The sequence below is a fragment of the Chromatiaceae bacterium genome (genome assembly GCA_024235395.1).
In the GTDB taxonomy this organism is placed as follows: domain Bacteria; phylum Pseudomonadota; class Gammaproteobacteria; order Chromatiales; family Chromatiaceae; genus Thiosocius.
The window spans coordinates 317,793-342,313 of record JACKMK010000004.1 but is presented as its reverse complement, the minus strand read 5'-3'; the positions used below and the strand labels follow the sequence as shown (position 1 = coordinate 342,313).

The following is a 24,521-nucleotide window of genomic DNA, read 5'->3' as shown; positions in this document are numbered from 1 at the left end:
GCGTGGGTCACGGGGCGCTTCCCGCCGGGCCATCGGGACGGGACGGAAATTGCTTGCTCGCGGTCTGTAACCCGGGGCCTCGTGGTCTGCTGTCATTTGGTGCCCGCCAAACCCCCGGAGCGGATCAGGACGAGCACCCAGCCGGTATGCTGTATGCGGGTCGCGAGCACCGTGCGGCCTTCGTCATCGAAGCGCACCTCGGCGGCGCCTCGCTGCTTCAACGACCCGAGCACCTGCTCCCCGATGCGGTTGAGCCGCGACGAGCCGGATGCCACCGCTCGCGCGCTGCCGAGCGCCGCAAGCCCGTCGGGCGTGCGCAGGTGCAGCACCGCGGCGCCGGCATTGTTGTTGACCTTGTCGATCTCGCCGGCCAGGGCCGGATCGCTCGCCTCGATGGCGAGCCCCTTGTCGTCCATCAGCACCGCCTCGGTGCCGTCTTCGAGGCCCAGCCGCGCCAGCACGCCGCTCGCGAGCTGTCTCAGGGTGACGTCCCGCGAGGCGACGCCGAGCAGACGATCGCCCTCGTAGACGGGGTAGGAGGCGGTAATCATCATGCCCGCACCCACCAGGTCGAGGTAGGGCGCGGTCCAGCCGACGGCACGACGGTCGAAGTCCGCCGCGGTGTAATAGACCTGCCGGGTCGGCATGGCGTTGTGCACCGCTTCATCCAGCGGGACATAGGGGTAGATCAGCATCAGATCGTCGGCGCTGGTGAGGTAGACCCAGGAGAAATTGAAGCTTCGGTAGGCGGCGCGCAGCAGCGGAACCAGGCGCTCGAAGGTCTTCAGCTGGGCGATGTCGGCATCCCTCAGCGGCCCCGGTCGATAGCTGTAGATGCCGGGGGCATCCGCTTGGAAAGCCGGCGCCGGCGCACCTTCGGACCAGGTGCGAAAGCCCTTCGTGTCGCCGCTGGCCCGGATGCGGCGTCGCCAGGTGTCGGCCTCCTCCGGGGTGATCGGGGCCTCGTCGCGCAGTTGCGTGGCGAACGCCTCGCCAACGGCGCGCGTGCTGGCGGCCACACTGCCGAGCATGGCGTCGATATGAGCTGCCGCAAGATCGAGCACGGAGCGGTCGCAACCGCCACCCGCCCGGGCCGGCCCCACCAACACGGCGATTGCGACGGCGATTGCCAGGGTGATTCCGGGGCGACCTACCTGGGTACGATGTCGAATATTGTTCATTCTGCCTGATCTCGATGAGGGTCTGGTCCGCAGCCATTCGACCGGACGCGGTGGTATGGCTGATGTGGTTCGTTCTATGTTCGGTCGTGAGGTCCGGTCGCGGAGTGCAGCCCGCGTCGGTGGCAGACGCCCTCCGCCTCGGTGGTTTCGCCCTCGTGCCGACATGGCTGTCCGGCTGGATCCCTGCGTCCGCGTCGGCTCGGTCCAGGGCGATCCCGTTGTTGCCGCGGGAACCACTGACGGGTCCCCGCTATGCCATCGCGGTGCGCTCATGACCTCATTGACCCTGACCACGCCGCAACAGGTCGTCTCAGAATTTCCGACCGGTGAAATCCAGGGCGATGGCATCGAGTACCGGTGGAAGCTCGCCACGCTTTGCGTGGTAGTCGTCAAAGAAGCCCTCCAGTGCCTGTCGTGCCGATGTGGCCGTCTCGGTGGGCGGTTCGGCCCCCCCCTCGATGATCTGCTCCATCCAGCGCGGCACGTTCTCGACCAGGTCGTGCTCGAGTCGACTGACGTCCCGCGCCCATTGTTTGCGATCGAAGTTGTCGTCCTCGAGCGCCAGGCTGTCGAGAAAGCGCGGGTGCTTCATCGAACGCACCAGCGTGTCGGCCTCGGCCATGAAGTAGCGCCGCATGCCGCTCCTCACCTCCCCGGCGATCAGGTCGCCGCGGGCGCGGCGGGCAGTCTCGGTATCGCTCGTTTTCAGCACCCCGTCGAGGACAAGGAGACGCTTCACCCTGGCGGATTGACTCCGCAAGCCGTTGAGCGCATCCAGGACCTTCTCATGCCTGCTCTTGACGTTGTAGGCCGGGAGCATGAATCGCCGTGCGGTGCCGAGTGGCCCGCGCGAGTCGAAGCCGAGGAGCTTCGTCAGGTAGGCGGCCTTCGCCAGGTGGGTATCGGAGACCCAATCCCCCTGTACCGAGACCTCGGTACAGTACTTGTGCGCCTCCGCGAGGCGGTTGGCGCCGATCTTGGCACGTGCGGCCCAGTCCGGCCGTTTGGGGTTGAAGACGATGCAGGGGACACGGTTGCGCAGGCTCGCATACTCGGCCAGCGCGCCCCCCAGGGAGTGGCCGGTGAGGGTCAACTTGATCTGTCGATCTGCTGGCAGCCTTTCGTTCAGGCTGTCGACGTGCGCCTTGACGAGGCGCGTCAGCTTCGATGCCTGCGACGTATTCTTGGTATGAAAGCCGAGAAAGCCGAAGAGGTTCCGCAGTGTCTGGTTTCCTTCCATGCCATGCGATCCGGTACCGGGAAACGCGATGATCAACTCGCGTTGTTCCGTGTCGTAGGTGATGCCGGCGGCGAAGCCAGTCCTCGGGTCGGTGAGCGACGTCATGACACGCGGGTCCACCTGGCCCGGGTTGGGCCGGATCAGGTCCGCGTCGTCTTCGTCGGCCTGCAACTGCGCCATGTTCAAGTGGTCGGTGAAGTCGCCGAGCGACCGGTTGATCAGGTTCGAGTTGAGCACCGTCGGCGGGAGCAGGTGCACAGGGTTTCCGTGACGGTCCGTTTCGGTCGTGACAAAGGCATCCCGCATCCCGGGACTGACGCCCCGCAGTTTCGTCGGACTGGTGCTGTCCGTGCGCGCCGGCTTCGAAGCGACGACGACACATCGCATGTAACGCTCCGCGGAGCGGGCTTGCGAGGCCGGGAGCTGCGGAAGATCCTCCAGGGTCTCCCGCGAGCGCGCGAGCGCCGTACCTGACATGGTGAGCGGCGGAAGACCGCTGCGGCGCGGCCTGATCTCACGCAGATCGGCCTGTGCCGGTTCGGGCAGGTCGCCCGGTGGGCGCAGGGTCGCCTTCATGTCCGGCACGCTGCGGCTCTTGAACAGCTGCAACAGCGACATGCCCACGTGCTTGAGCTTGTGCAGCACTTCGTAGTTCGGGACCCGGGCCGTCAGCTGGTTCGAACTCAGTGTAGTGTCGCCTCTTATCCCGGTTGGCATCTCGGTTCCTCCGCAGAAATGGGGTGGCAAACGCCGGGTGTCGCCGCAGCGCGCCAGGCGAGCCAGCCGGTCTTACACCTTGATCAGGGGCCTCTCGCCCGCATCCGCCTTGTCGTCGGACAGGTGATCCCCGGACTCCTCGGCATCGATCTCGCTGCCGGGCACCAGACCCAGCTCGTCGGCGATGCCGGCCGCCTCGAGCGAGTAGTCATCCCCGGACGCGACCTTGTCGAGCTGCCCCTGGATGGCGTCCGCGATCTCCGCGAAGTGCTCGATCTGCTGCGCGAGCAGTTCCGCGGATCCCTGGTCGACGGGGAAGCTGAACGAATAGGCCAGCGCGCCGGTGAAACTGTCGAGGCCGATCACGCCCCCCGCGGTCGCGCGCTGGTAGAGGTTCATCTCCAGGGCCACGAGCAGGCGTCTGAGCTGGCCCGGGTCGCTGAGCAGTCCGACCGTGGTAAACAGCGTGTAGTGCGGACCGCCGTCAGGCAGCTCGACGCCGATGCGGCGGCCGTGTTCGAGTTCGAGGAACAGGTGCTCGGGGTCTTCCGCCTCGAAGCGGGTGCCGAACTGTTCATTGATGGCTGCAACCCATTGTTCGAGTACTGAGGCGTGGCCTTCGTTCAATGTGTCATCACTCCAAAAATGGATGCAGCGAGTAGGCCGGGAGGCCGGCCGATGTGCGGACCGATCGCGATCCGCCCGGCCGGCGACAGTCGACCGTAGGCGTGCCTGAGGGTCGGACGGGGCCGGCGAGAAACCGTTGCCGAATCGGATGGGTCCATTCCTTGTTCCTGATCAGCCGTGGCGCCGCGGCCGGCGGTCCCATGGCCGATGGTCGTCGGCGTGATGCGGCGGACCGCCGTGGTGAGGTTTCCGGCCGGTATTGCAGGGCCGGCCGTGCGGATTGCTGTAGTAGCGCGACACCTTGCGGGCATCGGCCCGGTTCACGACGTGGTCGCCGTTGAGGTCCATCGATGGGTCGGTCCGGCCGCGGGCGATCGCGTAATACAGGGCCGCGGTGTCGCGAACGTCGACACAGCCGTCGCCGTTGATGTCCGGGCAGACGACCAGCAGCTCATCGTCGAGCGCAGTCGGCTCGCGGTCCTTGGCACTGGCCTCCAGGCTTATCCGGTGGACGCCGCAGCTGCGTGGACGGTAGGTCGCGCGCACCGCGTGGTCGCCGTCGGCCGGCACCCGCGGCAGCAGTTCGACATCGAACAGGCGGATGTTGCCGTTCGCGTCCTCGTCTTTCATCAGTACGGTGACCGCCTCGGTATCTTCGCCGTGGGACCAGACCGCGGCGGAGACCACCGTCTCGTCGTGCAGTCCCAAGCGTGCGGGCCTGAGGACCAGGTCCTCGATGCCGAGCGTGGGTGGTTCAGGTGCCGGTCCCGGGACCGGTGGCGGTGCGGAAAGACTCGCAACGGGTTTGATGTGGAAGATCTGGTTGTTCAACCCCACGTTGTTGCTGAAGCTGGCACTCGATCCGTCGGCAAGGACAGACGTCTCCAGCGGCACGCCGGTCGGTCGGAAATACAGCTTGGTGGGGTCGAACGACGCATCGAGTCCGTGACCCGGCAACTCCGGCACCAGCGTGCCGTCGTCCTGGTACTGGCCCCAGGCCACCACCCAGAAGAACCAGTAGGTGTCGGCGTCCTGCGCCGAGGTGGTGAAGCTCACCGTGGCGCTGCCCATGTTGTCGTGTTCGGCGTTGCTGCCGACGTTGAACGGGCGAAGGAAGGTGCTGCCGTCCTTCCCGAGTACCGGAACCGGGTCGCCGACCGCCTCGGAAAGCCCCAGGTAGCTGTACTCGCCGTTGTTCACCGATACCAGCTGGCGGTAGAACTGGACGTAGACGTCGGTCGCCGAGGCCGTGTTGAGCGTCTTCAGGCTGGAGATGCTGTAGTTGTAGACGTTCGCGGTCAGGTAGACCGTCTCGCCGGGTTCGGCGCTGATGCGCTGTGGGCCGTCCGCCGTGCCGACGGTCACCTTCAGGCCGCGGGTGTAGTAGAAGGGGTTGTCGAGCACGTCGCTGGCGGTCGTGGCGTTGCCGGACGGCGACGGGGCGCGCACCGCAAAGCAGGTATTCGCGTCGCCCCGGCACTGCAGGTCGGTGTCCAGCGCGTTTGCCGCGGAGATCTGCTTCCACTTGCCCGGTTGGTTGAGGGCGATGTCGATGTACGAGGTGTAGTCGCTGTCGGCCCACCAGCTGCCCTCGAAGTCGGTGGGATCGGTGGCGAAGCCGGCGGTCGGTACACCGCTTGCGGCGAGTGCGCAGTCGCTGCCGTCCGGGCAGGACGGGGTGCCGGGACTCTGCAGGCTGTCGGCACTGCCGGCAGTGGCGATGAAGGGTGTGAAGAAGTAGCCGTAGCTGGCCTGGTCGAGGAAGCCGGCACCGGTCGAAACGACCTGCAGCCCGGACAGGGCGTCGAGACCGATCTCGAACGCGAAGGGCGTGCCGATGACGTCGCTGGCGTTGTACGCGACGGTCTCGGAGACCAGCACGTAGAGGTCCTCGACGTCGGCAGAGCCGCTCAGTGCCGAGAGCGCCGTGTCGAACGAATGGACCAGGTCGCTGCCGAGCGTCTTGTCGCCGGCCCCGGCGGCCCAGACACTGGTCCCGGCACTGCCGGCGCCCGAAGTGCCGGTGGTGAGTTCGTCGGTGTCGCCGCGGGTCAACAGGTCCATGTCCGGATGCCGCGCCTGGGCCAGTGCCACGGTCGACGGGTAGGACAGCAGTTGGCCGGGCTGGTGATCCGGCTGGTACCACTCCAACGTGCCGCCCTCGACGGCCTGTAACACGACGCTCTCCGGATCGGGCACCGAGACGGTGAAGTTGAGTTGGCTGCCGGTGATGGTGCAGCAGGGGCCGCCGGAGATGTTGTTGCAGGTGAGTGCCGGCGTGGTGACCGCGGGACAGATCGGACTGCTACCCACCGCCTTGCACAGGCAGCCGCCGATCGCCGCGTCGAAGGCGCACGGCAGCACGGCGCCCAGGTTCGGCACCGTGATGGTGGCCGGACAGGCGATGCCGCCGGTGACCGGGTAGTGGAACTGCACCGTCTCGGCACTGGAAAAGACCACCAGGTCGTCGAGCAGCGAGGCGGTCGCGCCGGACAGGTCGGCCTGGGCAGGGGCGAAACTCCCGAGTGACGGCTTAATCCCGTACTCGAACAACATGCCCAGCGGTGCGAGGATGTCCGCGTCGGTGCTCAGTGCCGTGACCTTGGGGAACGCGACCAGGTCGTCCGCGTCCCCGGTACCGCTGGCGCTCCAGCCGGCGATCGGTGTCACCTCGGCGAGGCCGGCGCCGGCGAAATCCAGGGTCGCGGCGAACTCGGCCGCGGCGCTCAGGTTGAGCATCGCCGCCTGGGTACCGCGCCCGCCCTCGGGGGTGACGTAGTCCATGTGTACCGGCGGCGCCTGGAGTACGAACTGCGGTTGCAGGTGGCCGCTGCCGGTGGTCTGGAACGGGGCCTGCAGGCGCAACGTGTCGCCGCCGAAGTCGACGGCGGACAGGCGGTTCACGCCGTCGAGGGGGTACGGGGGTAGGCCGTCGTCCGGATAGGCGAAGGTGGCATCGAACTGCACCTCCGCGACCTTCTGCAGGGAGAAGTCGGCGTTCGGCACGTACTCGAGGGCGCCCTGGAAGAAACTCGTATCGTCATCGAACCTCGCGAAGGTGAGCGTCACCTGGGGCCGATAGGGACATTGCCCGGCGGCGGCCTGCGCGAGATCGGCGCCGGCCGCCCCCGGCGTCACCACGCTCGACGAGGACAAAGGCGCGACGGCAAGTCCCATATAGAACCCATTAAATGTGGGTGCAATGGTTTCGACCTGGCCCGAGGTCAAGACCGGTCCGCCGCCTCCCTCCGGCACATGCAGCACGAACGGCGGCCACCGGTACCAGGTTCCCCCTGGGTAGTACGACAGGGCGAACACGGCCTGTTCGGTGAGCTTGAACGGATCCAGGTGGGCGGTCACACCGAGCAGCACTGTCTGCGAGTAGCTCGCACCCATCGCGACGTTGCCGTTCAGGTGTTCCTGCGCGAAGGTGTTTTTCGCCCAGAAGGCGTTGTTCTGGGCGGGATAGACGTATTCGTATAAGGCGACTCGGGCGTCGCAGTTGTTGCCGCCGGCCAGGTAGAACACGGCGATTTCCTCGATCGGGCCGCCGCGCCCGTTGACGCCGTTGTCCACGAAGTTGCCCATCGCCAACGCGGCGGGGCGCCGCACCGTCTGGTCTCCCTGAGCGTGAAGGCACCAATTCTCAGTGGTGTTGTTCGCGGTATCCGGCAGCGAGATCGCCGATCCGCCCTGGACCACCGTGTGACCCGCGAACAGCGCCACAATCGGGTTGGGGACGATCGCAAACCGCGCGTCACTGCCGCACAGCGACGCACCGCCGCTCTGCTTCCCGGCGATACCCTGGCCGGGACAGACGGTGACGAAGTCGATCTGGGACGAGGCCGTGCCCCGAAGCCCCCCGACCCAGGCGATCTCCAGGAGGCCGTCTCCGTTGAAGTCGCCGACGCCCGGTTCGTTGAGCGGCGCCTGTTCGTCGTTGATGAATGTGTATACCGGACCGGCGACGAGCCCCTGCGACGGGTCCGACGGGCTCGCCGCGTAGAAGATGCGCAGCGTTTGACCGCCGAGCACGATGATCTCGTCGAAGCCGTCGTAGTCGAGGTCCGCGGCCGTGACCTGGAGCGTGCCCGGCGCGGGGAGGCTGAACGCGAACTCGGTGAACACGGGGAATTCGCCGTCGGCGCCCGGCGGGCCCAGGACGCTCAGCAACATGTTGAGGGCGCCATCCGATGCCGGTGTGCAGTCCGGGGCGAGGAACGCGCTGCCATTCGCCGGGTTCAGGCGCACCTCGGCCAGCACGTCGTGGTCGAGGTTGAACAGGCGTGCCGCACGGACGATGTAAGGATGGGCGACCGAGCCTAGGCAGGTCGCCGCGTCGGGTGCATCCGGACCGACCGGCGTGGTATCGATGATGCCGACCGACGGATCGCTGGCCGACGGGGTGGCGTTCAGCAGTTGCGGCAGGCTTTCGGTGGTGAATACTTCGGAGGAGTGATCTCGAAAACCGACCAGGCTGGATATCAGCACGTTGCCCCTGGGGATCACCCGCCGGCCCTCCAGCGGGTCTGTCGTGGTTGCGGCGAGGACCGCATTTGCGACCAGGAGCAGGCCGAACAGCAGTGAAACGGTGAGCGAGCCGAGGCGGGGTGAACGGACGAGCGGGCGGCCCATGGCGGGTCCGGGGAACAGGCGCCTCGATGCTCCACGGCGGGTTTGCACCGTGCCGAATCCCCCGGCGAGCGACTGCAACAGCTTATTGGTCTCCATGGTCGCCTCCTGCGCGGTAATTATTGGTGTTGCCGCGCCCCGCACGGTCGCGCCGACAAGGGCCTGGGGCGGCTGCCTTATCCGTGGCCGGCTTCGCGGCAGACCACGGTCATCCATTCCCCCGACCGGCGAGCGCCGTTCCGGCAGGCGAGACGCGTCGCCCCGGCATCCGGCTAGGCGCTGACCTTTTCCTTGACTGAATTCAGCGAACTCAGCATGGCCTGGACCGTCTGCCAGTCGGTCTGCAGGGTCTGGCTGGCCTGCTCGGCGAAGCTCTGGAAGTCCTGGAACTGCGACTGGGCCTGGTTGGCCTCGCTCTGATCCTTGGTCGCATTGGTCGAGTGATCCGTGGCCGCCTGGGTCTCCAGGCCGGAGCCGATGGTCCCGGTCCCGCCGAGGGATGAGCTGAGCGCCTGCCAGCGTGCGAGCACGGCCTGGCGATGGGCCTCGTCGGTCGGTCGCCAAACCTTGCGAGTGTTCTTGCCGGTGCGCTTTTCGTCGCCCGCCTTGTCGTCGGCGTCGTCCGTTTTGTCCTGCACGTCGTCGGCGTCGGAGTTCTGCGCCTGGTTCGGAGCGGGTTCCTCGACCTCGGCGGGCTGCTGGTTCATCGGTTGCAACTCGATGTCGGCGTCCGGCGCCTCGTCGCCGCCCTGGAGGTCGTCGTCCATCTCCATCGAGGACGCATCCTCGTCGGCCGAAGGTTTGACGTCGACATCGGAGATCTGTTCGGCCTCCGGGATCTCCTCGTCCACCATACTCCCGCTGCGCAGGGCGCTGGTGGCGCCGATCACGCTGACGACCCCGCCGGCGATCTGCGCGATGCCGGAAAACAGGGCCGCCGCCATGGTGTCTTTCGCGGACTTGCGCAGCTCGCTGATCTGGTCGTCCAGCTTGTCCTTGACGACCTGAAATGCCGACATCATCGCCTGGCGGTTGCTTTTCCATTCCTGTTCGTCGGCAGTGACCAGGTCCTTGCGGATCTCGGAAATGACGTCCTCGAACGCGGCGGCATCCTGTTGGTAGAAGGCCGCAAGTGCTGCGCCGCTGCTGGGGCTGGCCGGTTCGAGCGTGGGGCCCTGGCTCGCCGGCGCGGGCTGGCGTGGAGCGACGCCCGGGTCCACCTGGTTCGTCGTGGCGCCAACCCCGCGGCTGGTACCCGCAGGGGCGGTACCGCCAGACGGGGCGACGTTGGGCTGGCCGAGCGGTGGCGGGCCGCCGCTGCCGGGGTTTCGAATGTCGAAATCGCTCATCGTCTGCAACTCCTTTTGTAAGGTTGCCGCTGCCAGGACCCGTACCGGCACGCCTAGACGGTCTGGCTCCAGCGGGTGCTGTTCGATTCCCAATCCTTGAGCGCGCTGGTCAGGGCCTGGGCACCCGCCTCGAACTCCTTCATGGTCTTCTGCAGCGAGCTGTACTGGGCGGCCACCAGGGCCTGCTGCTGCTTCACGTCCGAGGCGTCCTGCGTGGCGTCGGCCGCCGCATCGTCGGCGTCCTTGTCGTCCTTGCCATCCTCGATCGACATCACGCCCTCGCCGACGTCGTCTGCACCCAAAACGGCCTGCGACACCATGTTGATCCGGGTGGTCATAGTGCGGATGGTCTGCCATACGCTCGACTGGGTGCGCTTGAGTTCGGTACTCTCGTTGGCGGCATCGCCGGTGTCTTCTCCGCTGGACGCTTCGTCAGCACCGATCTCGTCGGTCGATTCGGTACTGCTCTCCGCACTGCTCTCCGCACTGCTCTCGGTGCTGGCCTCTGTGCTGGCCTCGGTCGTCGATTCCGCGGCCTCCGAGCCGATCTCAGTGCCCACCTCGGTCATCTCCACGCCGGCGTCCACGCCCACCTCGGCAGTGACCTCGGTGGTGGTGACCAAGGTGCTGGCCAGCGAACTGCCCAGGCTGGACATGCCGGCCGCGATCGCCGGGCCGGCCAGTACGCCGCCCGCCGCCAGACTCAGGCCCAGCTGCGTACCGCCCATCGCCATGTTGAATGCCGGGTGATTTTCGGCCCACTTCGGATCGGCCTGGTCCACCGAATACTGGGTAGCCCCGACGACGCCGGCGGTGATCAGCAGCACTCCGCCGACGACCCCCACGGGGCCGTCACCGACGCTCGTGCACAGGACCGCGATACCGGCGGCGATCTCACCGACGTCCGCCGCGATGGCGCCAACCTTCTTGAAATCGTCGGCGAGCTTGCCCCAGAAGCTGTGGTGGCGTTTGCGCTTCTTCGCCTGTGCCGCCAACTCATCCTCGAACTTCTTCAGGCGGTCGTTGTTCTTGTGGGTGATCTCGGTGCTGCGTCGCTGGATGTCGTTCTTTTGCACCGTGGTCAGCTTGTCGGTGACCTTGCGCGACAGCGCCGTGACCTCGTCGATGATCTGGTCGACCGACATCGGCATCGGTGGCTCGAGAATGATGGTCCCACTGCCGCTCGGCGCGGCAGCTGGCGGCGGCGCCTCGGTGCGGGCGCTCGCGGCGGTCTGGCTGGTGCCTTGAACGGTTTTTGTCGAATCCGTGCCACCCAGCCCGGACGGTGAGTCCGGGCGGCCGGTGAGCCCTGGAGGCATGGCCGGGCGATTGCCGATGCTGTCGGGCATCATGCACCTCCCGGTCCGGGATCGCCGGCTCGCGTGATGTCCAGCATCGCGCGGGCCTTCTCGGCTGCCGCCTGGTAGGGCACGTCTTCTCCCGCGGTCTCCACCGCGAGTTCCAGCGCCCCGACGGCATTGTCGCGCAGATCCAGTGCTAGCAGACACTCGGCGGTGTGAAGCAGCGGCGCGGGGTCGTGGAGGTCGAGCGTGCTGGCAACGGCGTAGGCGTCGATGGCACCGCGGTACTCCTTGGTCATCTGACGGCAGGCGGCGAAACCCATCCAGTAACGTTTCTCCAGATGGTCGAATGTGACCAGGAAGCGAAACACCTTCAGGGCGTCGCTGAACCGGCCCGCCCGATATGCGGAGTAAGCCAGGTTGTACAAGGCGTCGAGGCTGGTCTCCGAGATACCGTTGATCTCCCCCAGCGTCTTGAAGTTGTGAACGAAACTGTACAGAAGCTCGCCGAGTTCCTTGTCGCTGAAGTCGGCGAACGGATCCTGGAATGCAGTGGCGGTGGCAGTCATGGTTGTAGAACTCCATCGACGCCTTCCAGGCGCCGGAAATGGGCTATCGGTCTCGCCGAGCATGCCATGGGCACGGCGACGGACCGGTGTTCGCGGGTCTCGACGCCTCCGTGCTGCGGAAGAAGGCGATGGGGTCGCCGGCAAGCGGATTGGCAGGGCCGAGTGCCAACACCGGCCCATGCCAGATGGCACGGATTCATATGGTGCTGCGAGCCCACGGGAGGTACACCTCCCGCGGCGGCAGTCACGACGAACCCACGCGGCATCTTGCAGTCCCTAACGGGTGTTCTGGATGATGCCCGAAAGGATGGACTTGAGATCCGACTGCAACGTGGACACCAGCGAATTGGTGTTCTGGTAGTCGGTCACCGTTTCCTGCAGCTCCTGCTGTTGCTCGGTACTGGTGCTGTTCAGCGTCTGTACCTCGCCGGATACGGACTGCTCGTAGCTGGTGCACGCGCTCTGATCCACTGTGCCGTCCGAGCCGACGGCGGGCGGCGTGATGCCATAGGTCTGCGACTCGTAGTCCAGCACTGTCACGGTGTTTCCGCTGCTGTCGGTATACGGGTAGGTGACCTCCTGGCCGGTGTTGGGGTCCGTCAGTGTGATCGGGTCGGTGTTGACGTTCACGCCGTCGCTGTTGGTCGAGCCAGAAGAGAAGTACGACTGCAACTTGATCTGGTTTTCGAGCTGGGTGGTCGTACGGTCGAAGGCCTCCTTCTGGGCCTTGAGTTCCTCCTCCTGTACGCCGCCCTTCTTCTTCAGCGCCGTCATGACCATTTCGATGACGTTGTCCTGATCGCCGAGTTGGACGAAGGCCGACGACATCTGGTCGATCGTGGAGTGGGTGTCCGCGCCGCTCGCGCTTCCACCGCCACCGCCGCCACCGCCACCGCCAGCGTGGTGGTGCTGTCCACCGGCACTCGGGAACGCCTGGGTAAGGGCGGCCGAGAATGAGGACATTGCCTCCGGATTGACGGAACCGGCGGCACCCGAAAGGGCGCTTGCCGCGGCGGATGCCGCGCTACCGTCGATACGCATTTCTGCCATTGTGATTCTCCTCAGACTATTTGTTTCGTATTCGGGTCGAAATTGGCTGCAGTGGGCGATGGTCAGACCATGCTGCGAGGCTTGTGGTGTTTCGATTTTGAACCCGCATTGGCGGCCATGGTCTTGCGCTTCTTGTCGGATCTTTCCTGCAGGAAGGCCTGGTGGTCGCTGTTGATGGTGTCGCGGATGATGCCGGGCACGCCCGGGGCATCCCACGGGTCGGTGGCGGGGGCTGTCTCAAGTCCCGCCGCCTTCCACACCTGTTGCCCTTGCGAAAGGGCTTCGTCGGCTTGTTGTGACAGGGCCTTGGCGCGGCGTAGCGTCTCCTTGGCCTGCTGAATAGCTGCGGATTGATCCGTCATGTTGGGTGCCTCCTTTGGCAACGAGCGGTCGTCAGTGTTGTTTCAGTGCACATTGTTGAGTGCGCACCGCCGGAAAAGTTTCCGGGATACCCTGCAAGTGCGCGTAGCAGCAAATTCGAATAGGTTCGATTAATTAAAAAATCAATCCGCCTACGCATAAATCCGAGAAGCGCGAGCAGCTAATAAATTAGATTATGCACCGCGCACAACGTGCCGAGTGCTGTACTATCATATTCTTGTTCGAACTGAATTAAAGTCGAGATAAATGATCGCGTCCAGTGACATTTTTTTTATGCCCTTGCACGGGCGGTGATTGCTCGATAAATAAAAAAAATGATTATAGTTTCCGCCCGAGTTAAAGCATTCGTTCGATTTACAACCTTAAGTTTTTGGATGTAGGAGTACTGGGAGCTCTTATGGCAGCCGAACTCGATACCTTGCTTGCAGATTTCGCCCGGCGCCGGAACCTGGTTCTATCGGACAACGATGAATCCGGGCGAGTGGATCTGCTGTTCGACGGCGACCTGGAGATTGCCCTGTTCCAGGCGGGCGACAAGGTGTACCTTCAAGGGCGCATCGTCGAATTGCCGTCCAGTGCCGTTGAGCGCGAGGACGTCATGGATAACTGCCTGCGAAAGCATCTTGGACAGCAGGGCACTAGGCAGGAGGTCCTTTGCCTCGAACCGGACGGTGCGGCACTGATGATGTACCGCATGTTGCCGGCTCGATCATTGGATGCAGTCGGTTTTGAGCGGGCCCTGGGAGAGTTCGCCAATGCGCTCGATCATTGGATGGCGGAGACAGGGGCGGAGAACCGCGTTGCCTATTCGCCGTCAACGATGCGGATGCTGTTTCCATGAGTGGGGGCTGAACCTGGATGCTGGCTGTGACTGATACAGCAACGAACGCGTCGACGCGGAATGCTGCAGCGGCGGAGAAGACTGTTCTGCGTCTGTTGAGTGGATTCCAGTCCGGAGCAGAGGTATTGCTGTCCAGTGGCCAGTATTCGATCGGCAGTGGGGACGAGAACGATGTGGTGCTGCAGGACGCGACAATCGCCCCCGAACACCTGTTGTTGCGCATTGATACTGGTGGCCTGTGGGTCGAGGCACGGGACCGGGATGTGGCTACCTCCGGAGGGCTGCTGGCATCCGGCGAGGGCAAGGAGCTACCTTTCGGTTCCGTGATCGGACTCGGCCGCACCTTTATCGCAATCGGTGCTGAAGGGACGGATTGGGATAGCCTGCCGATTCCGGAACCCGTGACGGAGGACAGATCTGCGCCGCGCAGTGCGTCGAGCGGAGCAGATGCTGCCGCGCCGTCCGAAAGGGTCGGCGATGATACGTCGGACCCCTCCAGTGGGGACGTCTCGAGGTCTGGTGCGGCCCCCGAAACGCGTGCCTTGGATTTCAAGGTCGATACGGACGCCGCGCCGTCTGCGGTGGGCAAGCGTGCGGGCGTCTGGTCTCGCCGCAGCGTGGCGGTGATCGGTGCGATCGTCGCAGCCGTTGGTACGCTGGTCGTCGTCGTTTTTTACGGGACGGTTTCTGAGACCCCGATGGCCCAGCGTGGAGAATCATGGGCGGGGCGTCTGAGTGTCGGCAAGTCGCTGTTGTCGCAGCTGGGTCTGGTGTCTGTTGCGGTACGCGTCGGACGCGACGGTACACTGGTGTTTGAGGGCTACACCGGATCAGAGTCGGCGAAGGCCAAGCTGTCGGACGCACTCAAACAGCGCGGCATCCCGGCTGAGAACCGCACCTGGCCTCTGGATTTGCTGCGCCGGTCCGTTGGGCAGACCCTTGCACGCCTCGGCGGCGCGGATCTGAGTTATGAAGTTGCCCCCGATGGCGCGGTGAATTTGCGGGGTTATCTTGGCCAGGACCTTGCGGAGGACGAATTGGTCGCCATGTTGCGCACCGATGTTCCCGGTATCAGCCGTGTGGATTCCGAGGTGCGCACGCTGGCCGGCTCGGTGGCCGCGCTGCGAAAGGCCGTGCGCGACGCCGGGTTGGAAAAGCAGGTCTCCATCAGCAGCGATGGTGGTGCGCTCGTCGCTGAAGGCGTGCTGAGCCGCGGGCTTATGAGTACCTGGGGCAATGTCGCCCGTCGATTCGACAGCGACACCGGCGGCGTGCCCGAGCTGGTCTCCCGTGTCAAAGCGCTTGAGGACTCGTTCGATACCCCACTTGGTACCGTCCGGCCGTCGACCGCGAAGGACCCGGCAGCCGCGCTGCAGACACGGCTTGTGGTGATCGGCATAGCAATCGTCAAGGACCAGGTGGCGTTCGCCTTGTTCAGTGACAATCGTGTTGCGCGCGTCGGCGATCCGGTGGACAGCAACTACGTCGTGGAGTCGATCGCGTCCGACCGCGTGACGTTGCGCTACGGCAACCAGGCCAAGATTCTCTACCTTGGGGGACGACAGTGGGAAAAGACGACGGGAACTCCGATCCCTGGTTCGACGTCGAAAGGGTTTTGAAGGCGGACGTATCGGGTGCGCAGCGCGACAGTCTGCTGCATAAGCTCCGCGCCAGGGCGGCGGAGGTCAAACGGGAGCAGGATGCTGGCGTCTCGCCGGCCCGCTTCGGGCAGCTCGAGATACTTCGCCAGGGCCTCGAGGCGGCGGCGCAGGTAGTCGCGGTGGTTTGGCATCGTCATCATCCGAGACGATCCGCATCGATTTAACGGGAGAACAAAGACATGTCCGGAATCGATATGAGCGCCATTGGCGCCCAGCTTGCTAAGGCCAGCGCGTCGTTGGAGAAGCTGAGTGCCACCGATCTCACAGACCCGGAAAACGCGTTTGCGTTGCAGCAGGGGATGGCCACTTATCAAGAGTTGTACGGCATCATCAGCGCGATGGTCGCGGACTATAAGTCCATCGTCACCAGCATGATCCAGAAGATGTGACATGAGCATCGGTGAGCAGGTATTGCCCGAGGATGAGCTGGTTAGGTTGCTGGCCGAGGTCGCCGCGGCGGCGGGGGGTTATGGGATGCTGGATCACGCGGACTTGGTGGCGGGTGCGCTCGCGGTGCTGCGGCCGGGCAGCGAGGTGCCGCACGTCATCCGCGCTGCGGCCAGGTTGAACCTGAAGGATGCCGTTGCCGCCGAGCGTATACTTCGTTCGGAGGCGTTGGCGATGCAACCGGACAGCGCGATCGCGAAGGCACACCTCGGAGCATCGCTGAAGATGCAGGGCCGCGCGATGGAATCGGAGCGCGTGCTCAACGAGGTGGTGGCCGCGGGAACGGACGAGAATGCGGTCGGATTCGCCAGGCAGCTGCTTGCGGCCAGGTAGTTCGGCCCGCGCCGAACCCTGCAGGGCTGGCGGTGTTGGTTGAGGGATACGCCGGCGCGCCAACGTCCGCATCGGATCGGAAAGGTGGCCGCGTCGGGTGTCGTCCAGGCGCATGTTTCTACGACCGGGGAGGGTGACAACATGATCGATCCCAGTAGCGCGGGCCGCGTGGCCAGCAAGGTGGCAGAGCAGGGCCTGGAACAGGGTCGCGATGGATCCGGTCGATCTGTCCCCGACGGGGACGAGCAGGCACGTTTTCATCAGGCCATGAACAAAGACCGCGAGTCGGAGCCGGTCGGCCACGCGACGCGGCCGGCAGCGGATGAGCCTCCTGCCGTGAACCGGAGCGAAACGCAGCCGCGTGACGGCATGCACGTCGAGCCTGCGCAAGACGACCCTCAGTCGCCGGGCGACCGCATACTCCATGGTGTGGCTAAGATCCGGAAAGAATACACCGCCCTGCAGAGTGATGTGTCGGACATGACCACCAAGAAGGTGGCGCCCGAGGAGTTGCTGAAGCTCCAGATGCACATGGGCCGGGTAATGGTCAATGAGCAGCTGATCGGCCAGGTCGGTGGCGCGGTAGAGAAGGACGTCGACACCCTGCTGAAGAGCTGAGATCCGCGACGGTCTGGCGTCACGCTAAAACGGGGCAAACAATGCAGCTTGGCGTGCGGGCCGCGGTCGCCGAAGCGGCGTTTCCTGTACCCGCGCCCTACGGACCCGGTCTACACTTTGGATCTCGTGCCTTCCCCGCGTCTTAAGGAAACAGCCGCGTGCAACCGCTAATTCGCCTGCTAGTTCTCGGAGGCCTGTGCATCCTGCTCACCGGGTGCAAGATCGAGTTGTATTCAGGGCTCAGCGAACGGGAAGGCAACGAGATGCTCGCGATCTTGCTCGGCCACGGCATCCCCGCGACCAAGGTGCAGGGCAAGGGGGGACTGGTGGACATCATGGTGGACGACGCAGATGTGGCCGGTGCCGTGGATATCCTCAATCGACGGGGTTTTCCTCGCGACGAATTTTCCAACCTCGGCGATGTGTTCCAGCAGCAGGGTCTGATCTCGTCGCCACTCGAGGAGCGCGCCCGCTTTGGCTTCGGTTTGGGACAAAGCATCTCCGAGACCCTCACGCAGATTGATGGGGTATTGACCGCCAGGGTACACATCGTGCTGCCGGAGGGGCAGACCTCATTGCAACAGGCCGAGCCTGCATCCGCCGCGGTGTTCGTGAAATACCGCCCCGGGCTCGGCTTGGAAGAAGCGGTGCCGAAGATCAAGCTGATCGTCCAGAACAGTGTGCAGGCGCTGAGCTACGACAAGATCTCGGTGGCCATGTTTCCCGCCCGGATTGACGATCCGGCGATGGAGGGGCCCTCCTTGGGCAGTTTTTTCGGTGTACGGGTCGCCCAGGATTCGCGAGACTGGCTCATGACGCTGGTTCTCGGCCTTCTGGTGCTGCTGGTGGCTTCCCTGACGGGCAACGGGTACCTCTTTTGGCGGATGCGTGGAACCGCCCGCAGTCAAGAGACGCCTGCCGATGAGTGACGATCTACTGGGATTACCGGATCGACGTTGGGTGCCGGCAGCACTTGCCCTCAACTTGCACGTCGGCGGTTATATCCATCCCTCCTGGTTTAATTCGATTCCTCACGGCAAACTGGTGTCCCGACTACGGACGAGCCCGAGGTCGTCGGCCGCCGTATCGCGCTATTTGAGCGAGATCCTCGATATTCCCGCCTGCGCCTGCGATGACTTTTCCAGTCCTGCCACCCGGCTCGCCCTCGTCGACGGTGCCACGCTGGAACGGCTGTTCTTGTACTGCGGGGTGGCATTGCGAAGCCGGGAACTGCACTTGGAGATCGACGGCCGACGCCTTCGCGAGATCCGGCGCGGCGTGGGGGAAGATGGCTACTCGTTCGCCTTCAAGCGTGCGCCGTTCCTTGGCAGGCTTCCGAGCTTCGACTTCGAGCCGCCGATCGCCGATCCGCGCCTGCGGTATTCTTTGATCGGTGCGCGCTTCTGCGCCGAGCACGTGGCGGCAGTCAGCGGTGGACTGCTGCGCTGTCTATCGCTCAAGCTGCCGGTGTCGTGGGCTCCAACGGTCGCGGAGGCACGAAACTGTCCGGCTGATGAAGCGGGTCTGCCATCCTTGCTGCGCAAGCTCATAAAAGAGATGTTCCCCCAATGGTTTCCATTGTTTGCCTGAAATGCGCTGACGGCACCCTGCCGCCCGATACCCGTGTACTCAAGGCGGCACAGTACGAAATCCTGGAGTCCGGGCGTCAGGTACTCGAAGAAGCCCGGCGAACGGCGCAGGAAATACTGAACGATGCCGAGACACAGCGTGAGTCGGAGCGGGCCAGGGGTTATGCCGAAGGTCGCGAGGCGGCACGCATGGAGTTCGGGGGGCAGATGATCGATTCGGTCGGGCGGGCGGTGGATTATTTTGCCGGTGTCGAGGAAGACGCAATCGGCGTGGTGTTGTCCTCGCTGCGCAAGATTCTCGGAGAGTTTGACGACCACGAACTGATCCGGCGCGTGGTGCGCAACGCCCTGCAGGTCGTACGCAACCAGAAAAAGGTCACGCTGCGGGTGAGCCCGGGTGAGGCTGAACAGCTGATGTCGGGCATCGGCGAGATTCAAGCGGGACTCGGCAACGTGGGATTTGTTGAGGTGGTGCCCGATCACCGCCTTGCTGCCAGAGGCTGCATCCTTGAGACTGAGCTCGGTGTGGTCGAGGCCAGTATCGAGACCCAACTCAAGGCACTGGAAGAGGCGATGAAGGCGCGCCTGGGCCGTCAGCCCGCGCAGAGTGGTTGAAACGGCATTCCAGCGGATCCGGGCAGCGACAGGATCTGACACTGCTATTGTCGCCATCCGTCGGGTCGGCCCGTGGCGACGGGTAGGATCCACTTCCCGGGAACCGTCGTGCATCAACATCCGGCGATGCGCTCGACGTGTTAGGCGTCGCTTCCACACACTGCCCACATCTTGCACGGACCGCCATCTCTTCGTTGCGGCCTTGTGAGCTGCCATCGGTCGGCGTTGGCGCCACCTATTCCCCGAGTTTCGCCGCCTTCTGCTGTTCCAGTCGCTGGACCCATCGTAGGACTTCGGCCACGGCCTCGATCAGGTCCGGCGGGATGTACTGGTCCACCCGCGTCTGCTCGTGCAAGGCGCGGGCAAGCGGAACGTTCTCCATCACCGGGATGCCTTCCTCCCTGGCGATCTCGATAATCCGTTTGGCGATCAGGTTCTCGCCCTTGGCGCGGACGATGGGCAGTGGCGTCTCACCTTCGCGGTAATCGAGGGCAATGGCGATGCGGGTGGGATTGGTAATGACGACACTCGAATGTTTCACGCTGTGTACCACGCTTTCTGCCAGCATCTCCTGATGGAGCTGCCTGCGTTTTCCTTTGATGAAGGGATCACCTTCCATCTCCTTGTATTCCCTTTTGACCTCTTCCTTGGTCATTTTCATCTTCTTGATGAACAGGAACTTCTGAAACACGAAATCCGCCGCCGCAATGATAATGAATACGAACGCCGCGTTGATGACGAGAATCTTCAACAATGCACCTAGGACCACCGGGATGCAGCCGAGGCCGCAACGCGTGATCTTCACCAAGTCCGGTAGGGCGCTGCGGATCACGAGGAAAAGGAGGATGGAGAGGAACAGGATCTTGAAGACACTCTTGGCGAACTCGACCAGATTCTTCAGCGAGACGATCTTCTTCACCCCCTGCATGGGGTTGAGCTTGTTGATGTCCGGTTTGAGGGACTGTAGGGCGAATAGCAGGCCGTACTGAAAGACGTGGGACAGCACCGACACTACGATCACCAGCAGGATGACCGGAATGACCAGTTTGGCAGCGATCGAGAAGACGCCGTGCAAGACCTGGTGCAGGGCGAAGCGGAATTCGGCGCCGAGGTACTCGGTGGGCAGTAGGATCATCTCCCTCAGCATGTCCATGTACATGTCGGACATGCCCCAGAGCAGGGCCAGCATGGACAAAATCAGGGCGGCGGACGAGATCTCCTTGCTGGAGGCGACCTGTCCCTTTTTGCGGGCGTCGCGTAGCTTCTTGGGTGTGGGTTGTTCTGTCTTTTCGCTCACTTCAGCAGCGCCTCCAGCATGTGGAAGTGCGTGGCGATTTCGTAGAGTTCGTCGCCGAACTGCGTGAGTAGGATGCCGGCATAGAGCGCGAGCATGAAGATGGCCACGCCACTTTTGACAGGCATCGACAGAAAGAACACGTTCAGTTGCGGGGCGAAGCGACTGACCAGCCCGAGCGAAAATTCGGATAGGAACATGGCGATGATCGCCGGTGCGGCGAGCAGTACTGCCAGCGCCACGATCTTGTCCAACAGCCCGAGGAAATAGAGAGAGCCGTCCTCCGAAATGCCGGGGAAGAACGAGAAGATCGGCCATACCAGGAAACTTTTGTAGACGAGTCCGAGAAAGATCACGAAACCCCCACCGACGAAGAAAATGACCGTCAGCGTCTGCACCAGCAGGTTCCCCAGGGGCGAGGTCTGCGAGCCGGTCAGCGGATCGAGGGAGCTGGCCATGGTGGAGCCGCGCTGGTTGTCGATGAAGAATCCCGTGGACTCGGCGGCCCAGAAAAGGACGGCGGCGCCGAACCCGATGACCAGGCCGAGGACCATTTCCTTGAACATCACGGCCAGACCCCAAACCAGATTCACACCTTCTCCTGGGGCCGTCGCTGCCGCCAGCGGGTAGGCGAACAGGGCCAGATTGAATGCGATGCCGTTGCGGAGCATGCCGCTGACGATTTGGCTGCTGAACACCGGCAGCAGGATGAGGGCCCCCAGGATCCTTGGTATGCAGAAGCTGTAGATCAGCAGAGCCCGGCCGAAGTCCGAGAATTCGTTCATCGCTGGTTGGTCGTCACGCTGCCTGCGTCCGGTCCCGGCCTGCGGCGCACCGTTGACGCGGGTTCGTGGGATGCGGGCACATGGTCATCGCTGCACCGCGTGGAACTCGTTGAAGATCCGAAAGGCGAACTGGAACAATTCCGTGCCGAGCCACTGTGCGGTGAGGAAGATGGTGATGACCACCACGAAAAGCTTGATGCCGAACGACAGCGTTTGCTCCTGGATCTGGGTCAGAGCCTGCATCAGGCTGACCAGGGTGCCGACGGTGGCCGCTGCGATAATTGGCGGGAGCGACAAGTAAAGCACCAGCAGCAGTGCGTTGGTGGCGTATTCGATCACTTGTGCCTGATTCATCTGCGGTCTCCTACTGGTAGGTGAGCACCAAGCCGTGGATGAGGCGTGTCCATCCGTCGAGGAGCACGAACAGCAGCAGTTTGAAGGGCAGCGAGATCGTCATCGGTGAGACCATCATCATCCCCATGGCCAGCAGGATGTTGGATACCACCAAGTCGACTGCGATGAACGGCAGGTAGAGGAGGAACCCGACCTCGAATGCTGTTTTGAGTTCACCGATCGTGAAGGCCGGGATCAGTACCATGATGTCTTCTTTGCTCACACCACTCGAGAACTCCTCGGGCCAGAGCTGGCGTGCGGTATCCACGAAGAACTGCTTGTCGCTGGTGGCTGCGTGTTTGCTGAGGAAGGCACGGTAGGATTGAGTGGCGTCCGTCACCACTGTGGCGAGCTCGGTCGTCGACAAATTCGTCAGGTTTTGATCGGCTAGCTTTAGGTAGGCGTTCATGAACACCGGCGCCATGATGTATATGGTGAGGATCAAGGCGATACCGTGCAGCGCAATGTTGGGGGGAATCTGCTGCACGCCGAGGGCGTTGCGCACCAGGGAGAGGACGATCGCGATCTTGACGAAGGACGTGGCCATCACCGCGATGAAGGGGACCATGCCCACCAACGCCAGGCCGGCGAAGATGAACAGTGGATCCGGCAAGCTATCCACGGTGCGATCCAAATAATGACTTCACCCGTACGGCGAGGCGGTCGTCGATCTGCACCAGTTCGCCGGAGCCGATGACCTGGCGGCCGGAGCGGATGCGCACCTGGCCGTCCGGGATCGATTCCAACTCGATGGTCGAGTCGGGACCCAGCTGACGCAGCTCGGACAGGGGGATCGACAGGCTTCCGAGGTCGAAGTCCAGGCGGATCTCCAGGTCGTCGGCAGCGGGCTGGTCGTCTGCGGAAATCGGTGCTTTTCGATCATCGTCGTCGACCATGGCAGTCTCCAGCAGCCGTTCAACTACAAGGGTGTTGTTTTCCAGGCGTGCTTGAGCGACCGCCCGGCCGGGGAGGCGGAGGATCAAGGTGCTGCCGGGTGGCGGCGTTTCTGGCGGCAGCACCAGGATGTCTCCGCGGGACAGCGCACGCAACTCTTCGACGGTAAGTGCGATATTCGCAACCTCCAGGGCGAGGTCCGACGAGACCGTTGTCTCGTCCAGTCCATTTTCCACCGGATCCATGTCTTGCAGAGCGTCACACAGGGCTGCTGTCACCCGCGCGTCGAGGTAGATGAGACCCTCGGGCAGGCGGGCGGATTCCCAGGCGAGTGATAGGACAGTGGCATCCGTGGGAGGGTCGTCGCCGTCGTCTCGCAGTGTCGCGGAAATGCCGAGTTGGGATGCAATCGCGTCCAATAGGGGGGAGAGCGCGGCCGCCAGAGCTGCCGAACGCAGTGTAGCGGGCAACTCTTCCAGCCGTGGTCCGCCGTCGAGCCACGGACTGCCGAGTCGGGCGACGACGCCTGGTGCGACGGCGATCCACAGGCTGGCATCTCCCGCCCGCAATGGATAATGCTGCAGATCGCTGCGGAGATCCGCTCCGGGCCGCAGTTCCACCACGGCAAGGTCGTCATCGGTCGCGAGCTGCAGCCGCGGGCGACGACTGATCAGCAGGTTGTCGAGCTTGGCCTGGAGGCCGGAAACTTGTGGGAATCGCGCAGCTTGGACCTGGTTCATTGGCTCGGCGAGTGCTCAGTCTTCGGGCTTCCATTCTTGATACAGGTCGCGCCTGTTTCGGGAGCGGCCATCGGCGTTGTCCCCCCCGTCGGCGCCCGACTCGGTGGTCACGCTGACTCGTACGGGTGCGTGCACCCGCGCGGTGACCGCCTGCTGAAGGCCCTCGGCGTGGGACTGCAGTTGCTGGGCGATCGCCGGGTTCGGCGCGGACAGGCGGATGCTGATCTCCCCATGAGCGCGGTTGACGGTGATCTCCGTACCCCGGAAGGCCGGGCCGTCAAGACGTATACGTATCTCGGACCCGGTGGCGGACGAGGGTTCCATGACCAAAATCCGATCTGCGATCCGGGCCGCGAGTTCGGAGATCCCTTCCGCACCCGCCGGCCGCTGGGGCTGCACCTCACCCGCCTCTCCCAAGATGTTGCGCAGGATTCGATCACCGGCGATGTCCGTTGCAGCCGTCGCACCGGCTTCCGCTTCACGCTTCGTCCCTTTTCGGTCCCCGGATTCGCTCGAAGATCCCTGTTCTCCCTCTTCCTTGCTCTGCGCGGGGGAACGTTCGTCGGGCCGCGCGGATGGGGCGTCGCCGCCGGCGTTGCCATTCCCGGTCTGCCGCTCACCGCCGTCGGCGGAATCCGGATTCAGCAACTCGGAGAAGCGCTGGCTGTCCTGTGTCCCGATCGCGGCGTCGGCCGCAGTCCGTGTCGATTCCGGTGGGAAGGGATTGATCCGCCCGGGTCCCGAGTCGTCGATCTTGGTCATGCTGGCGGCCTCATGGTTGCCGATAACTGGCGCTCACCTGCTCCTCGACCTCGTTCTCTTCGCGCCGCGCCTGTTCGCGCCGTTCGGCTTCGTTCTGGATCTTGATGAATTCCCGGAACTTCTCCAACTCGCGCACGCTCTCCGAATGCTTGGCGCGCGCGTCCTGGAGGTCCGCGCGGGCCTGCTCGACCTGGCGATTCGCCTCCACTACGCGGGTCTCCATTTCCGCCTCGTGCTCGCGCATGGCGGATACCCGCTGGTTCATCTCCTCCAACTCCCGCAGACCCACGGCACGCCCCCGGAGGTCGTCGAACAGCTGCTTCTCCCGCGCCAGGCGGCGCACGTGGAAGGTCTCCCGCTCCTGGCGCACGCGTTCTGCGTCCGCGGTGCGCTCGTCCAACGTCCGGTGGCGGCGGGTGACCTCTGTCGAGGCGCCTTGCTCGCGGAAATCCTTGATGCGCAGCAGATCCTCGTACATGTTCTCGTGCGTGGTCGCCAGAGT

The 24,521-nt window shown here is 64.2% G+C and carries 25 protein-coding genes; 9 read left to right on the top strand and 16 right to left on the bottom strand.

What is annotated here, in order from left to right; translation table 11 throughout:
• Window positions 1-92 precede the first annotated feature (92 nt).
• The 9 genes from H6955_20070 to H6955_20030 form a co-directional block, all read right to left on the bottom strand.
• A complete protein-coding gene (locus H6955_20070; GenBank protein MCP5315865.1) occupies window positions 93-1,181 on the bottom strand; it encodes a cache domain-containing protein in 1,089 nt (362 codons plus the stop codon).
• A 310-nt stretch (window positions 1,182-1,491) separates the two neighbouring features.
• Entirely contained in the window at window positions 1,492-3,138 is a 1,647-nt protein-coding gene (locus H6955_20065) for a hypothetical protein (GenBank protein MCP5315864.1), read from the bottom strand.
• Window positions 3,139-3,210: 72 nt separating this feature from the next.
• Window positions 3,211-3,765: a type III secretion system chaperone gene (locus H6955_20060; protein ID MCP5315863.1), complete on the bottom strand. Its 555-nt coding sequence runs from the start codon at window positions 3,763-3,765 to the stop codon at window positions 3,211-3,213.
• Between the two features lie 171 nt (window positions 3,766-3,936).
• Window positions 3,937-8,496: a hypothetical protein gene (locus H6955_20055; protein ID MCP5315862.1), complete on the bottom strand. Its 4,560-nt coding sequence runs from the start codon at window positions 8,494-8,496 to the stop codon at window positions 3,937-3,939.
• Between the two features lie 173 nt (window positions 8,497-8,669).
• Window positions 8,670-9,746, bottom strand: coding sequence for a hypothetical protein (locus H6955_20050; protein MCP5315861.1), 1,077 nt, complete (start codon window positions 9,744-9,746; stop codon window positions 8,670-8,672).
• Window positions 9,747-9,799: 53 nt separating this feature from the next.
• Window positions 9,800-11,095 carry a type III secretion system translocon subunit SctE gene (gene sctE / locus H6955_20045; protein MCP5315860.1) on the bottom strand — a complete coding sequence of 432 codons (1,296 nt, stop codon included), beginning with the start codon at window positions 11,093-11,095 and terminating at the stop codon, window positions 9,800-9,802.
• A complete protein-coding gene (locus tag H6955_20040; protein ID MCP5315859.1) occupies window positions 11,095-11,616 on the bottom strand; it encodes a SycD/LcrH family type III secretion system chaperone in 522 nt (173 codons plus the stop codon). Before H6955_20040 ends, sctE begins: the two co-directional genes overlap by 1 nt.
• Window positions 11,617-11,892: 276 nt before the next feature.
• Window positions 11,893-12,666 carry a hypothetical protein gene (locus H6955_20035; protein ID MCP5315858.1) on the bottom strand — a complete coding sequence of 258 codons (774 nt, stop codon included), beginning with the start codon at window positions 12,664-12,666 and terminating at the stop codon, window positions 11,893-11,895.
• A 62-nt stretch (window positions 12,667-12,728) separates the two neighbouring features.
• On the bottom strand, window positions 12,729-13,028 hold the full coding sequence (locus H6955_20030) for a hypothetical protein (GenBank protein ID MCP5315857.1): 300 nt from the start codon (window positions 13,026-13,028) through the stop codon (window positions 12,729-12,731).
• Between the two features lie 416 nt (window positions 13,029-13,444).
• On the opposite strand from H6955_20030, the gene H6955_20025 reads away from it, so the two are divergent.
• The 9 genes from H6955_20025 (at window position 13,445) to H6955_19985 (ending at window position 19,151) form a co-directional block, all read left to right on the top strand.
• Window positions 13,445-13,888 carry a type III secretion system chaperone gene (locus H6955_20025; GenBank protein ID MCP5315856.1) on the top strand — a complete coding sequence of 148 codons (444 nt, stop codon included), beginning with the start codon at window positions 13,445-13,447 and terminating at the stop codon, window positions 13,886-13,888.
• A 26-nt stretch (window positions 13,889-13,914) separates the two neighbouring features.
• On the top strand, window positions 13,915-15,507 hold the full coding sequence (locus tag H6955_20020; protein ID MCP5315855.1) for a hypothetical protein: 1,593 nt from the start codon (window positions 13,915-13,917) through the stop codon (window positions 15,505-15,507).
• A complete protein-coding gene (locus tag H6955_20015; protein ID MCP5315854.1) occupies window positions 15,504-15,713 on the top strand; it encodes a hypothetical protein in 210 nt (69 codons plus the stop codon). Before H6955_20020 ends, H6955_20015 begins: the two co-directional genes overlap by 4 nt.
• A gap of 15 nt (window positions 15,714-15,728) precedes the next feature.
• Complete coding sequence (locus tag H6955_20010) at window positions 15,729-15,938, top strand: hypothetical protein (GenBank protein MCP5315853.1); 210 nt, start codon at window positions 15,729-15,731, stop codon at window positions 15,936-15,938.
• Window position 15,939: 1 nt separating this feature from the next.
• Window positions 15,940-16,329, top strand: a complete 390-nt coding sequence (locus H6955_20005) for a hypothetical protein (protein ID MCP5315852.1) — start codon at window positions 15,940-15,942, stop codon at window positions 16,327-16,329.
• A 141-nt stretch (window positions 16,330-16,470) separates the two neighbouring features.
• Complete coding sequence (locus H6955_20000; GenBank protein MCP5315851.1) at window positions 16,471-16,947, top strand: hypothetical protein; 477 nt, start codon at window positions 16,471-16,473, stop codon at window positions 16,945-16,947.
• A 158-nt stretch (window positions 16,948-17,105) separates the two neighbouring features.
• Entirely contained in the window at window positions 17,106-17,876 is a 771-nt protein-coding gene (sctJ, locus tag H6955_19995; GenBank protein MCP5315850.1) for a type III secretion inner membrane ring lipoprotein SctJ, read from the top strand.
• Window positions 17,869-18,537 (top strand): SctK family type III secretion system sorting platform protein, encoded by a 669-nt coding sequence (locus H6955_19990; protein ID MCP5315849.1) that lies wholly within the window; start codon window positions 17,869-17,871, stop codon window positions 18,535-18,537. Before sctJ ends, H6955_19990 begins: the two co-directional genes overlap by 8 nt.
• Window positions 18,516-19,151: an HrpE/YscL family type III secretion apparatus protein gene (locus H6955_19985; protein MCP5315848.1), complete on the top strand. Its 636-nt coding sequence runs from the start codon at window positions 18,516-18,518 to the stop codon at window positions 19,149-19,151. The genes H6955_19990 and H6955_19985 overlap by 22 nt, the downstream gene beginning before the upstream one ends.
• Window positions 19,152-19,386: 235 nt before the next feature.
• Here the strand turns inward: H6955_19985 and sctU are convergent, their stop codons facing one another.
• The 7 genes from sctU to H6955_19950 form a co-directional block, all read right to left on the bottom strand.
• Complete coding sequence (gene sctU / locus H6955_19980; protein ID MCP5315847.1) at window positions 19,387-20,448, bottom strand: type III secretion system export apparatus subunit SctU; 1,062 nt, start codon at window positions 20,446-20,448, stop codon at window positions 19,387-19,389.
• Window positions 20,445-21,230, bottom strand: a complete 786-nt coding sequence (sctT, locus tag H6955_19975) for a type III secretion system export apparatus subunit SctT (protein ID MCP5315846.1) — start codon at window positions 21,228-21,230, stop codon at window positions 20,445-20,447. Before sctT ends, sctU begins: the two co-directional genes overlap by 4 nt.
• Before the next feature lie 84 nt (window positions 21,231-21,314).
• Window positions 21,315-21,584, bottom strand: a complete 270-nt coding sequence (sctS, locus tag H6955_19970; GenBank protein MCP5315845.1) for a type III secretion system export apparatus subunit SctS — start codon at window positions 21,582-21,584, stop codon at window positions 21,315-21,317.
• 10 nt (window positions 21,585-21,594) lie between these two features.
• Entirely contained in the window at window positions 21,595-22,245 is a 651-nt protein-coding gene (gene sctR, locus H6955_19965; protein ID MCP5315844.1) for a type III secretion system export apparatus subunit SctR, read from the bottom strand.
• Complete coding sequence (locus H6955_19960) at window positions 22,238-23,257, bottom strand: FliM/FliN family flagellar motor switch protein (protein ID MCP5315843.1); 1,020 nt, start codon at window positions 23,255-23,257, stop codon at window positions 22,238-22,240. Before H6955_19960 ends, sctR begins: the two co-directional genes overlap by 8 nt.
• A 15-nt stretch (window positions 23,258-23,272) precedes the next feature.
• Window positions 23,273-24,019 (bottom strand): flagellar hook-length control protein FliK, encoded by a 747-nt coding sequence (locus H6955_19955; protein ID MCP5315842.1) that lies wholly within the window; start codon window positions 24,017-24,019, stop codon window positions 23,273-23,275.
• A 10-nt stretch (window positions 24,020-24,029) separates the two neighbouring features.
• The gene (locus H6955_19950; GenBank protein MCP5315841.1) at window positions 24,030-24,497 is read right to left on the bottom strand and encodes a YscO family type III secretion system apparatus protein; all 468 of its coding nucleotides are present in this window, start codon (window positions 24,495-24,497) and stop codon (window positions 24,030-24,032) included.
• Window positions 24,498-24,521: the final 24 nt, after the last annotated feature.

Bases quoted from the DNA above. Each gene is read 5' to 3' on its own strand.
- H6955_20070 (MCP5315865.1), bottom strand. From the start codon at position 1,181: ATGAACAATATTCGACATCGTACCCAGGTAGGTCGCCCCGGAATCACC.
- H6955_20065 (MCP5315864.1), bottom strand. From the start codon at position 3,138: ATGCCAACCGGGATAAGAGGCGACACTACACTGAGTTCGAACCAGCTG.
- H6955_20055 (MCP5315862.1), bottom strand. From the start codon at position 8,496: ATGGAGACCAATAAGCTGTTGCAGTCGCTCGCCGGGGGATTCGGCACG.
- H6955_20050 (MCP5315861.1), bottom strand. From the start codon at position 9,746: ATGAGCGATTTCGACATTCGAAACCCCGGCAGCGGCGGCCCGCCACCG.
- sctE (MCP5315860.1), bottom strand. From the start codon at position 11,095: ATGCCCGACAGCATCGGCAATCGCCCGGCCATGCCTCCAGGGCTCACC.
- H6955_20040 (MCP5315859.1), bottom strand. From the start codon at position 11,616: ATGACTGCCACCGCCACTGCATTCCAGGATCCGTTCGCCGACTTCAGC.
- H6955_20035 (MCP5315858.1), bottom strand. From the start codon at position 12,666: ATGGCAGAAATGCGTATCGACGGTAGCGCGGCATCCGCCGCGGCAAGC.
- H6955_20030 (MCP5315857.1), bottom strand. From the start codon at position 13,028: ATGACGGATCAATCCGCAGCTATTCAGCAGGCCAAGGAGACGCTACGC.
- H6955_20025 (MCP5315856.1), top strand. From the start codon at position 13,445: ATGGCAGCCGAACTCGATACCTTGCTTGCAGATTTCGCCCGGCGCCGG.
- H6955_20010 (MCP5315853.1), top strand. From the start codon at position 15,729: ATGTCCGGAATCGATATGAGCGCCATTGGCGCCCAGCTTGCTAAGGCC.
- H6955_20005 (MCP5315852.1), top strand. From the start codon at position 15,940: ATGAGCATCGGTGAGCAGGTATTGCCCGAGGATGAGCTGGTTAGGTTG.
- H6955_20000 (MCP5315851.1), top strand. From the start codon at position 16,471: ATGATCGATCCCAGTAGCGCGGGCCGCGTGGCCAGCAAGGTGGCAGAG.
- H6955_19990 (MCP5315849.1), top strand. From the start codon at position 17,869: ATGAGTGACGATCTACTGGGATTACCGGATCGACGTTGGGTGCCGGCA.
- H6955_19985 (MCP5315848.1), top strand. From the start codon at position 18,516: ATGGTTTCCATTGTTTGCCTGAAATGCGCTGACGGCACCCTGCCGCCC.
- sctT (MCP5315846.1), bottom strand. From the start codon at position 21,230: ATGAACGAATTCTCGGACTTCGGCCGGGCTCTGCTGATCTACAGCTTC.
- sctS (MCP5315845.1), bottom strand. From the start codon at position 21,584: ATGAATCAGGCACAAGTGATCGAATACGCCACCAACGCACTGCTGCTG.
- H6955_19960 (MCP5315843.1), bottom strand. From the start codon at position 23,257: ATGAACCAGGTCCAAGCTGCGCGATTCCCACAAGTTTCCGGCCTCCAG.
- H6955_19955 (MCP5315842.1), bottom strand. From the start codon at position 24,019: ATGACCAAGATCGACGACTCGGGACCCGGGCGGATCAATCCCTTCCCA.
- H6955_19950 (MCP5315841.1), bottom strand. From the start codon at position 24,497: ATGTACGAGGATCTGCTGCGCATCAAGGATTTCCGCGAGCAAGGCGCC.